The organism is Flavobacterium collinsii (assembly GCF_946903285.1).
Taxonomy (GTDB): domain Bacteria; phylum Bacteroidota; class Bacteroidia; order Flavobacteriales; family Flavobacteriaceae; genus Flavobacterium; species Flavobacterium collinsii.
Genome location: NZ_OX336425.1, coordinates 3,893,014 through 3,906,967, shown reverse-complemented (window position 1 = coordinate 3,906,967; position 13,954 = coordinate 3,893,014). Strand labels below are relative to the sequence as shown.

Sequence of the window (13,954 nt, the reverse complement as noted above, 5' to 3'; positions counted from 1 at the left end):
CGACAGGGCGATAGCAAAGAGACAAAGTAATCTGCAGGAAAAATATAAGCGGTTAAGATGAAAGATTTTCAACTTAACCGCTTACTAAAAAAACTAGAATCATTTAAAAGACTTTTTTAAATGAGTATTGCTCTATCTTCACGGATGAACTTTTGCAACATACGAAGACACTGTTAGGGTATCCGAATCATTTTTAAGCGTATAAACGCCTAAAATACTATTTTGATAAGCCGTATTAGCACTTGTACTGTTAGCATCCGGAAAATCAATATCTATCCAGTTGGCTTCTCCAAACGACCCATCTGAATTTCGATTTACAGCAACAAAAGAAGCTCCCATCTCTTTTCCGTTAATACTAATCCAGTCAGACGGCATATGATAACCATTATCTTTGGCAGCAGTAATACCTTCAAAATGCGTAACGACAGAAAGAGCTGTTTCATTCTTATAACTAAACGATTTTAAATTACTTGTTTTCTGCGTTTTGGAATTATAATCAACCAGAAAAGCCTGGCTTATTTCCCCCAGTTTAGCACTCGAATAACCACCTGCCATAGTGTAATGATCACCGCCATTGTGCCAGATACCATACAAGGTAGTTGTTAAGGAATCGGGAACTTTAAAATCAATATATTCTTTAGTGGCAACATCATACAGAAATGCATATCCATTTTTGTCTTTCTCAACATCATAATTCCCAACAGCGATTCCGCCCATTATACTATGAACAAATACATTATTGGTATTACCGCCATTTGGTGACACCTGAACCCAGGTTCCTGAACCGTCCACTGGTCCTTCGTAATAAAAACCAAGATTTCCGCTCGGAGCTTTACCGGTAGAGGCAGAGATTTTATAGGAACCAACTAATTGCACTTTGCCATCATGTCCGTTATTAGGGCCGTAACAAGAGGTATTGATAACCGTTGCTGTTGGTGTACTTGGAAAATTTATAATGTTCCATTTACCTTTATTGCCACTACCATTAATTGGGCCTTCATAGATTAAGCCCTGAACAATATCATTAAGACCTATCAAACTGCCTGAAATGTATACATTTTCAGATCCCGTTACGCCTCTTATACCTTGTATACTGGTTTCTCCACCATTAGGATAATTGAAATCGGTATACTTTGCAGTATTGACTTCCAGATTTATATTTTCTGACATAATTTTTCTTTTTAGATTATTGCTTTATACTTTTTTACAACTGTGTCCTGTAGTTACTTTTAGTTAAATGTTGTGGTACTATAGACATCTTTTGGAGCGTTTACCCAAAGTTTTTCTACCTCCAGTTGGTGCAATTGCTCTTCTAGTTCGTGTCTGATCTCACTATAAGCCGGATCGTAGGCAAGATTTGTAATTTCCAGCGGGTCATTAACTAAATCATAGAGCTCATATTGTTTAAAATAGGCTGTAGCGGCATCAAAATAGTAGTCAAATTTCCATTTTTCGGTTCTGATGCAGCGAATGCGGTTGGCCGCTCTTACGATGGTCCATGTACTATTTGACCCTGCCTTAATATCATCATAAGTAAACAAAAGACTATGCTGAACCGGTGTATTGTCCTCCATTATAGGCAACAGACTCGTACCTGCAAGCCCTGTTGGCGGATTGGAAACATTAGTCATCTCAATAAAAGTAGGAAAAACATCTGCTAGTGTTGCTAAGTTAATAGAGTGTTTGACAGGATGATCCTTAAACAGAATCGGATTTGATATAACAAGTGGTACTCTTAAAGCTTCTTCATACGCAACAAAAGTTTTCTGACGTAATCCGCCATGAGCGAGCCCCATTTCGCCATGATCGGATGTCATGGTAACGATTGCAGAATCGGCCAGTTTATGTCCATTTTCATCTTCCTTATACAGTTCGTCAATCAGATAACCATATTGTTTATCCGCGAGACTTAATAAATAACCGTAGAAATTGATATAATTCAGTTTGTCTTCGGTGCTATTTACTGCTCCGAGACTTAAAGCCATATTGATCAGGATTTGTTCCTGTGCCATTGGTTTTTTATTCTCGAGTAGATTTTCACTTACGGTAGCGGGAATACCTATCTCTCGACCCAGCCAACTTTCCGGATGGTATCCTGATGTACCTGCTGTTTTTGGATAAGCCAATACATCGTGCGGATTTACGAGAGACAGAATAAGACAATAGGGTTTATGGTTTCCTGCGGCTCTTTGTGCTCTTACTTTCTTTAGATATTGAATAGCTTCGGCCGTATACCTTGCATCATGATTGGCATATCCGCCTCCAAAATTAAGCGGATTGACATCTTCACCGGCGTCAGGAGCAATCCAGCCCATAGCTCCAAAGAGTGAAATATCGGCAGCCGTTAAATCCTCGTAGTTTGTTTTAGTTCCATTAGGAGCGACACCTTTACTCATGTGCCATTTTCCCCGGTATTGCACATCATAGCCATCAGCCCAAAGTGTATTCATAATATTGGGTAGTGCATTGCTAAGCGTAGGCTCCTGAGGCGACAACAGACCGCCTTCGGTCAGGGTTTGGCTTACGCCATGTTTCGCAGGATACAAGCCTGTAAACAGGGTAGAACGGCTAGGGGAGCACATGCAGGTGTTGCAAAATGCACGGTCGAAACTAAAACCATTCTTTTTTAGAAAAGTCAGTGTAGGAAGGTTTTCTTCCTCCCATCCCGGTGGGAAATGTTGAGTAGCGCGCTGCTCGTCGGTAATAATTAAAATCATGTCCGGCTTTTGGCCAATCTCGTTAAGTTTTTCTTTTAGGTTCATTGTTTGTGGTTTAAGGGGTTAATAAAAATTGTAATTGTTGATATAATGACGAGTAGTCAATAATGATAGGTCAGTTTGAAATAATCTAAAAAGGGAGTTGCTTTGAAGGCTGTATAAAATCTGGGCGTGGAGAAAGGATGTTAAGATGCGTGTGTGGAGTAAATCACAAAAGGCCTGTATGCAGTGTTTTAATCAAACTATCGATTTGATTAATAAGAATAAAATTACAATAACTAAGTAGATTTAAATTACGTATAAATACCTGTTTTATAGAGGTATAGGATTTGATAATGAAATGCTTTCTATTGAACGACCAATAGCGGTCTGTAGAATCTTTAATAGAAAAATTTTGTTTGAATGAGAAGTATAATGAAAAAACTGTCTGTATAATTTTGATATCATACTCCAGAGGAAGCAGAAGTTTTAAATTAGAAGCGTGAAGTTCTAAATGTCTTAAAAATCAAAAACCTTCAAAGACTAGTGTCTTTGAAGGTTTTTGAATCAAATGATTTTAAAATAACGGCACCTGTTTAATGAGACTACCGCTCTAACGTCCTTTTAATAAATTGATACTTACGGTCGCGATATCAGCATCCGGAAATCGTTTGAAAATTGATTTATCAGGGAATAACCCCGCTTCTGCGGCAACTTTATTAAAAACATCTATTTCAACAATATACTGGTCCGAAAAACCATGAGTAGCATCATAAGCTGTAGCAGGAGTTTTTCCGATATTGTCGGCAGCAAGCTTTGGATCTATGGTATGTAGTTCAATCAGCAGTAAACCAAATTTGTGTACATAAGGAGACCACTTTTGCAAATGTTCCAGAAGATTATCTTCGACCAGATTGTTACTGATTCTTTTTCCTCTGTAGGCAAATGCACCGTTAGACGCACTAATTCTGTCTTTGTCGATGTGTTCCGGATCTTTCCAGATTCGATTGTGATCTAGAAAAGTTCTTACGTTAAGCAAATCCTTCAGGTCAATATTGTAGTTTTCTTTAAGATCTTCCGAAAGTAGTTGCGGACGTCCGATATCCCCCCAAATTACCTTTGCCCAAATGTCGGCCTTGATAAGATTGGCTCTGGTTACTTTCAGTGCTGCCTGATTATAATCGGCTCCAACCAAAAATAAGGGATATTCGTCGAGCATTTTTCCACGCAACGTTTGTCGGTCGATTACTTCAAAAATATGCTGTAGAAAAGCGCCATTACCACAGCCCATATCAAGAATTCCTTTAGGTTGTTGTTCGATTGGCAGGTTGAAAAGAGTAACTATAATTTCATCTACAACTTTAAAATAAGTGTCGTGAGCACCACCGCTTCCCCAAACGTTCATTTCACGGTCAACATGAATTTCGTTTTCGCCATCGGTTATCATTCTTAGTACCGCTGGATCACCAAAGATTAATTCCTCAATTTTAGCAAATGTTGGCAAATACGAAACCGTTACGCCATAGGCACTGGCTCTTTTGGCATAAAAAAGACCCGTTTCTGTAAATTGGTAGTTGCCATTTTTTTCCAAAAACCATCCAAGATGCACAAAAAAGTCCAGTATTTTTTTAAAATTTTCAGGAGATTTATGAAACTCTTCGGGCTGGAATGAAGTTTCCATGAAATATTTGTGAAACATCCCTTTCATTGCCAGACGAACAATTGTCGGACCTATCAAATAGCCTTCTATATGTTTTAAAATCTGTTCCTGAAGACTATTTTCCAAAGGATCATCAGAAGGTTCAATACCATACCTTTTCTTATATTTTTCAAAAATAATATTGAGTTTTTCGAAGGGTACATCTTCAAAAAGACGCGGATGAAACTGCACCGAAAACTGAAGCAGATCAACAACATCCTGATAGAGATAAAACAATGAAAAAGCCATTTCTGTCCTTACATTGATGGAGATCGTAATTTCCTGTGAACGGTTATCGACTTCATAATCTAAAAAGCCCTGAGAAGCCAAAATTCTCAAACCAACATTCAAATAGCCTTCATTTGCTTTAAAAACAGTTACCAGCTCTGATAATTGTATTTGTTTTTTGTTTAGTATATACTCTAAAACGGCATTGTTTTTTAGTGCTATCGCTACGGGAGCAACAGCTAAGCCGTCAAGATGTCTGAAAATTGAACTTCGTAGTTGTGATTTATCGGTCATAGTATAAGAATCATGGTTCGTTAAAAATAGTGATTTTTTTAACTGAAGATCAATACTTTTTTCGTTTTTTTAATGGTCAATTTAAGATTTCTGTTGCATTGTATTATGTAGAATGAATTCTTTCTAATTTACCAAATCTGTTTAGAAAATAAAGACTAGTTTACAGCCATTTTGTTGTATTTATTGCGATACTCGATCGGATTTAGACCTGTTACTTTTTTAAAAATGGTACGAAATGCTTTTGTATCGGTATAACCTACATCGTACATTACCTCATTGATATTTTTGCGGCTGTTTTCGAAGCTTTTTTTGGCAAACTCAATTTTCACCCGATTGATGTATTCTAAAACAGAATTGTTGGTAGCGGCTTTAAAGCGTCGTTCAAAACTCCTTCTTCCCAATAGCACCAGATCAGCTAATTCATCAATTGTAATTTTCTCCTGTATATTGTCTTCAATAAAGTCCTGTACCTGTTTAATTGCTTCGTCGTTGTGATTTTTCTGCCCCTGAAACATCGCAAAAGCAGCCTGACTGTCCCTGTCAATATCGATAGCAAAATATTTAGAAGCTAAAATAGCGGTTTGCCTGTCTGTATACTTTTCGACTAAGTGGAGTAGAAGATTCCAATAAGAATGTGCACCACCACTGGAATATATCCGGTGTTCTTCTGTGATAATGCTTCCATCGATGACTTCTACTTCGGGAAACATTTCGCGAAACTCATTTTGAAAACCCCAATGTGTAGAACATTTTTTACCATCCAATAAACCGGTAGAAGCCAGTAAAAAGGCACCAACACAGAGCGAAGCTACTTCAGCTCCTTTGTGATAGTGTTCGTTTATCCAGGGCAAAAGCTCTTGATTTTGAGCAATCGCACTTTTCATATCTCCAAATAAGGCAGGAATAACAATTAAATCTGTAGTTGTAACTTCTTTTGTGAGTTGAGACGTATTAACCGAGTACAATCCGTTATTGAGTTTGACTTCTTTCTTTAAACCTACCAGCTGCACATCAAACAGTAGGGGTTTGCCCGATGCAGTCATAAACTGGTTTACTGCTGAAAATAAATATTGTGGATCTGCTATAGCCTGCAGAACGGAGCTTTCAGGAACAAGAATACTTACTTTTTTTATCATCTTCTTTATTTTTAGAACTGGCTGTAAGGGCTTATTTGTTGTACAAAGTCCCTAAAAATCAAATCGTTTTCCTTTTTACAATTTCAAAGATAAAGATAGTTTGTCGTAAATGCCCTTTTTGTTGTCGTTTTTGCATATCCGCAGTCTGTTATTTCTGCTGCATCTTTGTACCATCAATTAACAACTAAAAATATAGAACAAATGGCAACAAAAATTTTCATCAATCTGCCGGTAGCAGATTTACAAAAAGCAATGTCTTTTTACACAGCAATTGGATTTACAAACAATCCTCAATTTACAGATGCAACAGCAGCCTGTATGGTTTTAACTGAAGAAATTTATGTGATGTTATTAACACACAGTAAGTTCAATGAGTTTACCAACAAAGAAATTGGTAATGCTTTTCAAAAAGCGGCGGTAATTAATTCATTGTCAGTAGACAGTATCGATGAGGTTGATACCATGCAAAATAATGCATTAAAAGCGGGCGGAAAAGAAACTGCTGAAGCGAAAGATTACGGTTTTATGCAACAACGTAGCTTTGAAGATTTAGACGGACATCTTTGGGAGGTTTTATACATGGACCTGGCTAAAATCCCACAACAATAATAGTATCAAAATGGCACAGCTTAATTCTTATTTAACATTTAACGGTAACTGCAAGGATGCAATGTTATTTTACAAAGCATGCCTTGGTGGTGAACTCGAGCTACAAACGATAGCCGATTCACCAGTAGGGAAACGCCTGCCGGAGAAAATGAAAAGATGTATTTTGCACGCCACGCTTAAAAGCGATACTCTTGTGATCATGGGATCGGATATGGCCCCGGAAAACCTGACAAAAGGGAATGCCTTTTCGATGATGCTCACTTTTGACAGTGAAGAGGAAACACGAAAGGCTTATGCCGACTTATCGAAAGACGGTCAGGCTACCCATCCATTAGAGAAAACCTTCTTCGGAGCCCTGTTCGGACACCTTACGGATAAATTTGGACATCAGTGGATGCTCTGTTATTCGTCAGAAGAAAACAAAACCTTAACCGTTGGGTGTAATTAGTTTTTGATAATTATACCCAATTGGATAAGCTTCCTTAAAAAAAAAGCTATGAATCAGGAGCTAATAGCAAACTATTTTTAACCACTAACCTTTACACTTATGAAAAAAGATAAAATACTATTCTGGACCACAACAATTATCATTTTTATTATGGAAGGCATTATTCCGGCCCTAACTTCACAAACTGAGCTTGCCAAGCAAGGAATCAGTCACATGCAGTATCCGGCTTATTTTGGCAATGCATTGGTAGTTTTTAAAGTGATTGGAGCTCTAACCGTAATTATTCCGCAAGCACCAAAATTTGCGAAAGAATGGGCGTACACCGGTTTTGGCTTTGTGTTTATATTTGCCAGCATCAGCCATTTTGCTGTTGACGGATTCGGGTTTCAGGCGATATTACCTTTAGTTTTCCTTGGTATATTGGTGATTTCATACAAACTATATCAAAAACTGTATCAAAAAGAATATGCGCTTTCAGGGGCTTATTAGGCCTGTTAAAACGGTAGAAATAAGCTATAAAAAGTAAAAGAGACGGCTATGCAGGTCGTCTTTTTTACTTTTATATTATTAAGAGATGGTATTTTTTTACACCTAATATATCTATGTGTTGATGTGTTGAATTAATTATACTCAACGGGGGAAATTCATCTATAAATAATATGGATCGAGCCTACGGCTCTTTTATGGTTGTGCTTATTTTTTACGACGGATTAAAATCCGTCGCTACAATATGAATCGAGCCTATGGCTCTTTATGATTGTACCTATTTTTTGTGACGGATTAAAATCCGTCGTTATATTATCGTTCGAGCCGATGACTCTTTTATGACGTTATTCTTTATCTTATAAAAATCTATTTCGGTATATATCACCTGTTCCTGTTTTAGGTGCATGGATCGTAATCCGTTAACAACAAAAAACAACCGTATAATTAAGTTCCGAAGGAACGACAAATTTTATAGCAACGGATTTTAATCCGTTGAAAATAAAACGTATTCAAAAAAAGTTCCAGAGGAACGATACATTTTATTTCGTTTAAATACACATAACCTTCTCTGTGAAAGAAATATATTTCTATTTTGTTCTTCTTTCGGATCTAAAATCTATGTTTCTATGTGTTAAAGCATTTGTTGTTAATTACACGCAACGGCAGAAGTTTTAAACTTTACTATTCTGAGATTTCCTTGTAATTATAAGGCTTTGCAACAGAAAATAGTTGACACATGACATTAAATTCCGCGTTCGTTGCATCTTTTTTATCTCTATTAGAATCAAGCAGTAGCTTTACTACAAAAGCAACTAAACAGGCAGTCCTGCTAAGATTTCCAAACTAAAAGTAAGTGATAATCTTAGAAAATTGTACCGTATAAAGCTGCTTTATTGAGATAAAATAAGGGCGGAACCCGAAAAGCCTACGAGTAGGGTAAATGCAAATTTAAATTATGGAAGTTAAAGAAATCGTAAAGCAGGAAGTATTACAGAACTTCATGGCAAAGGGTGCAAAAACAAATGCTACAGCCATTTCAAGAATGGTGAAATACACAGATGATACATTGGAAAAACTACTTGTATTTGATGTTACCACAATAGCAGAACAACAAAGTCCTCAGGCCCAGTATACAGTAGATCAGTGGACCCAAATTTTAAAAAATCCGGAAAACATCAAGATTCGTTCTGCATCGGTTCCAGATCAAAAAGCTTATTTTACAGAGCAGGAAGTTAAAGATAATGTTTCCAAAATTCTAAGCCTTTTCTTTGAAGGAAACGAGGCGAGGATTCCGCTTGTTACGAAGAAAGATCAGACTACTAATGATTACTATAGTGATGTGTTTGTTGAGATGAGTAATAATTTTTATAAATCTTATTCGCTAAATGCTATAAAAGAAGGGAGAGATTCAGCGCAAGAGGTCATAACAAAACTATCGGTTCTTAATGATAGTTTGGCTAGTTTTGATACCGATTTTCGAAAGATGAGGAGGGATGCAGGTTCATTCTGGCGACCTGATAATCCAAAGCGATACGACAATGTTCGAACTTCACTCGACGAGTGTCTAAGAATGCTTGGCTTGACTCGTGCCATTGCTAAAAATTATTTGGAAGTATTGGATAACATTCTGCCTGTGATAACAGAATACAGTAATTTTATAGATCTGGTAAGTTCCAGACTTCCCGATTTAAAAATTGACTCGTCTTTCAACCTGCAGACACTTACTGAAAAAGAATTTTATCTTTTTGGATGGATTACTTTAGGAACCAGTTTTTTTGCCGGTGTAGCGACTGTTGGCCTGCTTGCGACTGCACTTGGGCCGTTGGGCTGGATTGTTGCCGGACTGGCGGCTATATTATTGATTATTGGTTCCATAGATTATATTATTAATACTCTTGCTGAGGCCAACGATTTAATGGACTGGTATGAGAGTACCGAAAACAAATTAAACGATACGACTAAAAGTCTTGGAGAGCTGTACAAACAATTGAGTTATTCAAAAGGATTTTTTGATGAAAGTTGGGTCGAATTTCAGGAACTAGCAAATAGTCTAAAACAAAATGATCTGCCTGTGAATAATGGAGATCAGGTAAGTTATATTTTTAAACTGTACATAGGGGCGTTTAACGAGAGGTTGATTCAGGAAAAACAGCTGTTTTTGGATATGGCAAATGCAGGTGGAGATACGTCTTTGGTGCTTATAAAGGCCAAACGAATTATTGATGACAAATATCCTTACCGTGGCGAGCCGGACGATGATGTTGAAAGAGAGGTTTGGTTAAATTCCAACAGTAATAAAATTAAATCTTTAGCTTTTAAATGGTTATTGGAAGGTTATGCAAAAGCAGGGACTGACGCGGAAAAACGACACTCTTTTGAGGTAGAAATTGAAAAAATAAGCGATCAGATGTCTCATGAAGAGCTTAACAGATTATTGATCACGGCAGTTTTTGTACATTCCGAATCACCGGAAGAGGTTTTACGAGAAGCGAAATTCAATGCGGTATTAGTAGAAAGAATCAAACTTGAACTGATACAAAACCTGGTGATAGCGGCCTAATTGTTTGTCTTACTTATAGAAGAGCTTAAAGAAAAACATTTTAAGAGACCTTCGAAACTTTGTAATTCCTAATTTATTAAATAAATGTTACTGATAAAAAAGTCGTCTGCTATAGACGACTTTTTTTTGCTGAATCTTTTCTCTCCTTTTAGAAAAAATCTTACACAGGAAGTAAACAATCAATAATGATTAACTCTTTTGTTTTGAATTGGTTATTGGATTTTGATTAATTTATTTAACATTTTTTATATAAAAAAAAGAGTTAAAATTTTGGCATTCGCATTTTTAATATACTTTTGTTCTATCAAATTAGTAGAATATAAAATTTACCAAATTCGTTTCTTTTTTGAGCGAACAGGAGTTAAACTGAAAATTCATTTTTGATAGGTTGTCAGGATTGAAATTCTGCAGATCAAATTCAAATAATAGTAATCCAAAATAAAAAAGAAAATGAAAAAGCGAATGTGTAGCTAATAAAAAACCATTTCTGCGGGAACAGAAATGGCGAAGCTTAAAGAAATTGTACATCTCTATAAGGAAAGGACGGGCGGAGTATATCCGGCGACGGTCACCTTATTTATTAAACTAAAACAAAGTAATGAAAAAAAAATTAAATAGATATATAGCACTATGTATTTTGTTGATTTCCACTGGAATTAAAGCACAGGAGACGAAACCGCTTATTCAGTCCAAACTTGAAGGAACAGTAATTGATGCCGTAACAAAAGAGCCTGTTATTGGCGCTTCAGTAAATATCAAAGGAACTACACATGGGGTTGTAACTGATATGGATGGGAGATTTCATTTTCAAACCGGGCAAAAACTTCCTTATACTTTAATCGTAAGTTATTTGGGATATAAAAAAACAGAAATTGTAGCCAATGAAAATTCAATTACCGTTAGTCTTACTGAAGAGCAAAATGCTCTTTCAGAAGTAGTTGTTACAGCACTGGGTATTACTAAAGAAAAGAAATCTTTAGGATATACTACGCAGGCACTTAAAGGTAAGGAGCTGTCCGACACAAAAGAAACCAACTTCTTAAATAGCCTTAGTGGTAAACTGGCGGGTGTTCGTATTACCAATTCGCAGGGTGATATGGGATCTTCACGTATCGTTATTCGTGGTGAAACTTCGATATCCGGAAACAATCAGCCATTATTTGTGGTTGACGGAGTTCCGGTAGACAACTCGCAGTTAGGAAGTGTTGGTGGAACTACCCGCGACTTTAAGAATGCAATTGCCGATTTAAATCCGCAAGATATTGAGTCATTAAGCGTACTGAAAGGCCCTAATGCGGCGGCTCTTTACGGATCTCGTGCTGCACATGGGGTAGTTTTGATCACAACAAAATCAGGGAAAAGTCAAAAAGGATTAGGGATCAGTGTAAACTCTGGAATCACCATTTCTCAGGTGGCTACTTTACCTAAATTCCAAAATTCATTTGGACAAGGATCAAATGGAAAGTTCAGCTTTGTAGATGGTAAAGGGGGCGGTATCAATGACGGAGTTGACGAAAGCTGGGGACCTAAACTGGACGGAAGGCTTATCCCACAATTTTACTCCAATGGTGTTGCTGTACCTTTCGTAGCACATCCGAATAATGTAAAGGACTTTTTTAATACCGGTGTCACTTATGATAATAGCGTTTCTATCGCGAAATCGGATGAAAAATCAGATTTCCGTTTAGGTATAAACAATCAAAAACAATTAGGAACGGTACCCAACAGTGAAGTAAATAAAACAAACTTTACGGTGAATACAAACTACCAAATCTCTAAAAATATAAAAGTAGGGGTAACGGCCAACTATATTGTTACCGATGCTCCGGCCTTACCAGGTGGACCACAGGGTAACCGTGCTGCCGGTGTAATGCTTCAGTTTCTTTGGTTCGGACGTCAGGTAAACATCAACGAACTTCAGAAGAACAGAGATGTGAACTGGAACAACAGTTATTACAGCAATCCGTATTGGAATGCCTATTACAACACCACCAGCCAACAGCGTAACCGTATCATCGGAGACATTCATTTGGATGCCAAGATTATCGAGGGGCTTAATTTTAAATTCCGTACCGGAGTTGATTATTACAACGATCGCAGAAAGTACACGATTAAGTACGGTACAAACGGAACGCCTTTTGGATCGTATGCAGAAGATGCTTATACTGTAAACGAAAGAAACACGGAGGGGATTTTTACCTATACTAAAAAAGTAAACGATGATTTTAGTGTCGATGCTCTTGCGGGATTCAATATTCGTAACCACAGTGATGCCAACAACTATCAAAAAGCACCACGTCTGGCTGTACCTGATTTGTATACACTGACCAATTCGAGAGACCCTTTAACGTCATCGAATTCGCTTTCAAAATTAAAAGTATACAGCGCTTATGCTTCGGCACAATTTGGATATAGAAATTATGCTTACATGAACGTAACTGCCCGTAACGACTGGTCGTCTACATTACCAAGCAGCAACCGTTCTTATTTCTATCCTTCCTTTAACGGTAGTTTTGTAGTTTCTGACGCCTTCAATCTGAAAAGCAATACACTTGATTTCTTAAAGCTTCGCGGAGGCTGGTCTGAAGTAGGTAACGATGCAGATCCTTACCAATTGTCTACTGTTTATGATTTTCAAACTGCCTTTGACGGAAACCCGATTCAAACCTCAGCTAAGAAAAAACTGAATGAGAACCTGAAACCTGAAACGACGCGTTCTACGGAATTAGGTATAGAATCTTCTTTCTGGAAAAACAGACTGCATTTGGATGTGGCGTATTACAACACCAATAGTTTTGATCAGATTTTGGAAATAAAAACCACAGCTTCGAGTGGTTACAACTCGCAATTGATCAACGCAGGTAAAGTTAACAACCGCGGTATAGAAGTTCAATTGGACGGAACTCCTGTTCAAACGGAGGATTTCAAATGGAATGTAGGCGTAAATTACTCGAAGAATATTAGCGAAGTAAAGATTTTGGACTACGACAAACAGATTCAAAACTATACAATTGGTTCTTCAGGAGGTGTTGATGTATTGGCTTCAGTAGGACAGGCTTACGGTGCTCTTTATGGCACAGCCTACCAGCGTGATGCAAACGGAAATATCGTAGTAGGCGCTAACGGATTGCCTAAAGCCGATCCGCAAAAAAAAGTATTAGGACACTATACTCCGGATTATTTAGCGGGTGTTACCAATACCCTGACGTATAAAAATCTTGAATTTTCATTCCTTATTGACGCCAGTGTAGGGGGTGACATTTATTCGGGAACCAACAGAACAGGTACTTATACCGGTGTACTGGCGGAGACTTTATCAGGCCGTGATGCCGCAAATGGAGGTTTAAATTACTATTATCCAAACAACAACTCGGCCAATCCGAAAACATTGTTAACGGGTGGTGTAGCTCCAAATGGAGCAACGGTATATGATGATGGTGTTATTTTTAACGGAGTTTATGCTGACGGAACCCCAAATTCTCAGGTGATTAGTGCACAGGAGTTTCACAAAGCATCTTACAACATTAACGAAGCCTACATTTACAGTTCGACTTTTGTAAAACTAAGAGAGGTAAAACTGGCTTATAATTTCAATAAGAAATTTGCTAAGAAACTAGGATTAGAAGGAGCAAGTATTACTGCAGTAGGTCGTAACCTGCTATTTATCTATAAAGATGCACCAAATATTGATCCTGAAACGGCTTTCACTACAGGAAATGCCCAGGGATTGGAGAGCTTAGCTTTGCCAACTACCAGAAATTTCAGTCTTAATGTTAATCTTAAATTTTAAAAACAAGA

At 37.4% G+C, this 13,954-nt stretch carries 9 protein-coding genes; 5 read left to right on the top strand and 4 right to left on the bottom strand.

What is annotated here, in order from left to right:
- Window positions 1-138: 138 nt before the first annotated feature.
- From OGZ34_RS16160 to OGZ34_RS16145, 4 genes are all read right to left on the bottom strand, one after another.
- Complete coding sequence (locus tag OGZ34_RS16160; RefSeq protein ID WP_263360905.1) at window positions 139-1,170, bottom strand: hypothetical protein; 1,032 nt, start codon at window positions 1,168-1,170, stop codon at window positions 139-141.
- Window positions 1,171-1,229: 59 nt separating this feature from the next.
- Entirely contained in the window at window positions 1,230-2,762 is a 1,533-nt protein-coding gene (locus OGZ34_RS16155) for a sulfatase-like hydrolase/transferase (RefSeq protein WP_263360904.1), read from the bottom strand.
- A gap of 547 nt (window positions 2,763-3,309) precedes the next feature.
- Window positions 3,310-4,917, bottom strand: coding sequence for a class I SAM-dependent methyltransferase (locus tag OGZ34_RS16150; RefSeq protein WP_263360903.1), 1,608 nt, complete (start codon window positions 4,915-4,917; stop codon window positions 3,310-3,312).
- Window positions 4,918-5,072: 155 nt separating this feature from the next.
- The gene (locus OGZ34_RS16145; protein WP_263360902.1) at window positions 5,073-6,053 is read right to left on the bottom strand and encodes a GlxA family transcriptional regulator; all 981 of its coding nucleotides are present in this window, start codon (window positions 6,051-6,053) and stop codon (window positions 5,073-5,075) included.
- A gap of 201 nt (window positions 6,054-6,254) precedes the next feature.
- On the opposite strand from OGZ34_RS16145, the gene OGZ34_RS16140 reads away from it, so the two are divergent.
- From OGZ34_RS16140 to OGZ34_RS16120, 5 genes are all read left to right on the top strand, one after another.
- Window positions 6,255-6,662 carry a VOC family protein gene (locus tag OGZ34_RS16140; protein WP_263360901.1) on the top strand — a complete coding sequence of 136 codons (408 nt, stop codon included), beginning with the start codon at window positions 6,255-6,257 and terminating at the stop codon, window positions 6,660-6,662.
- A gap of 10 nt (window positions 6,663-6,672) precedes the next feature.
- A complete protein-coding gene (locus OGZ34_RS16135) occupies window positions 6,673-7,110 on the top strand; it encodes a VOC family protein (RefSeq protein WP_281923691.1) in 438 nt (145 codons plus the stop codon).
- A gap of 99 nt (window positions 7,111-7,209) precedes the next feature.
- Window positions 7,210-7,599 (top strand): DoxX family protein, encoded by a 390-nt coding sequence (locus tag OGZ34_RS16130; protein WP_263360900.1) that lies wholly within the window; start codon window positions 7,210-7,212, stop codon window positions 7,597-7,599.
- Between the two features lie 952 nt (window positions 7,600-8,551).
- On the top strand, window positions 8,552-10,156 hold the full coding sequence (locus OGZ34_RS16125; protein ID WP_263360899.1) for a hypothetical protein: 1,605 nt from the start codon (window positions 8,552-8,554) through the stop codon (window positions 10,154-10,156).
- Window positions 10,157-10,754: 598 nt separating this feature from the next.
- Entirely contained in the window at window positions 10,755-13,946 is a 3,192-nt protein-coding gene (locus OGZ34_RS16120) for a SusC/RagA family TonB-linked outer membrane protein (RefSeq protein ID WP_263360898.1), read from the top strand.
- Window positions 13,947-13,954 lie beyond the last annotated feature (8 nt).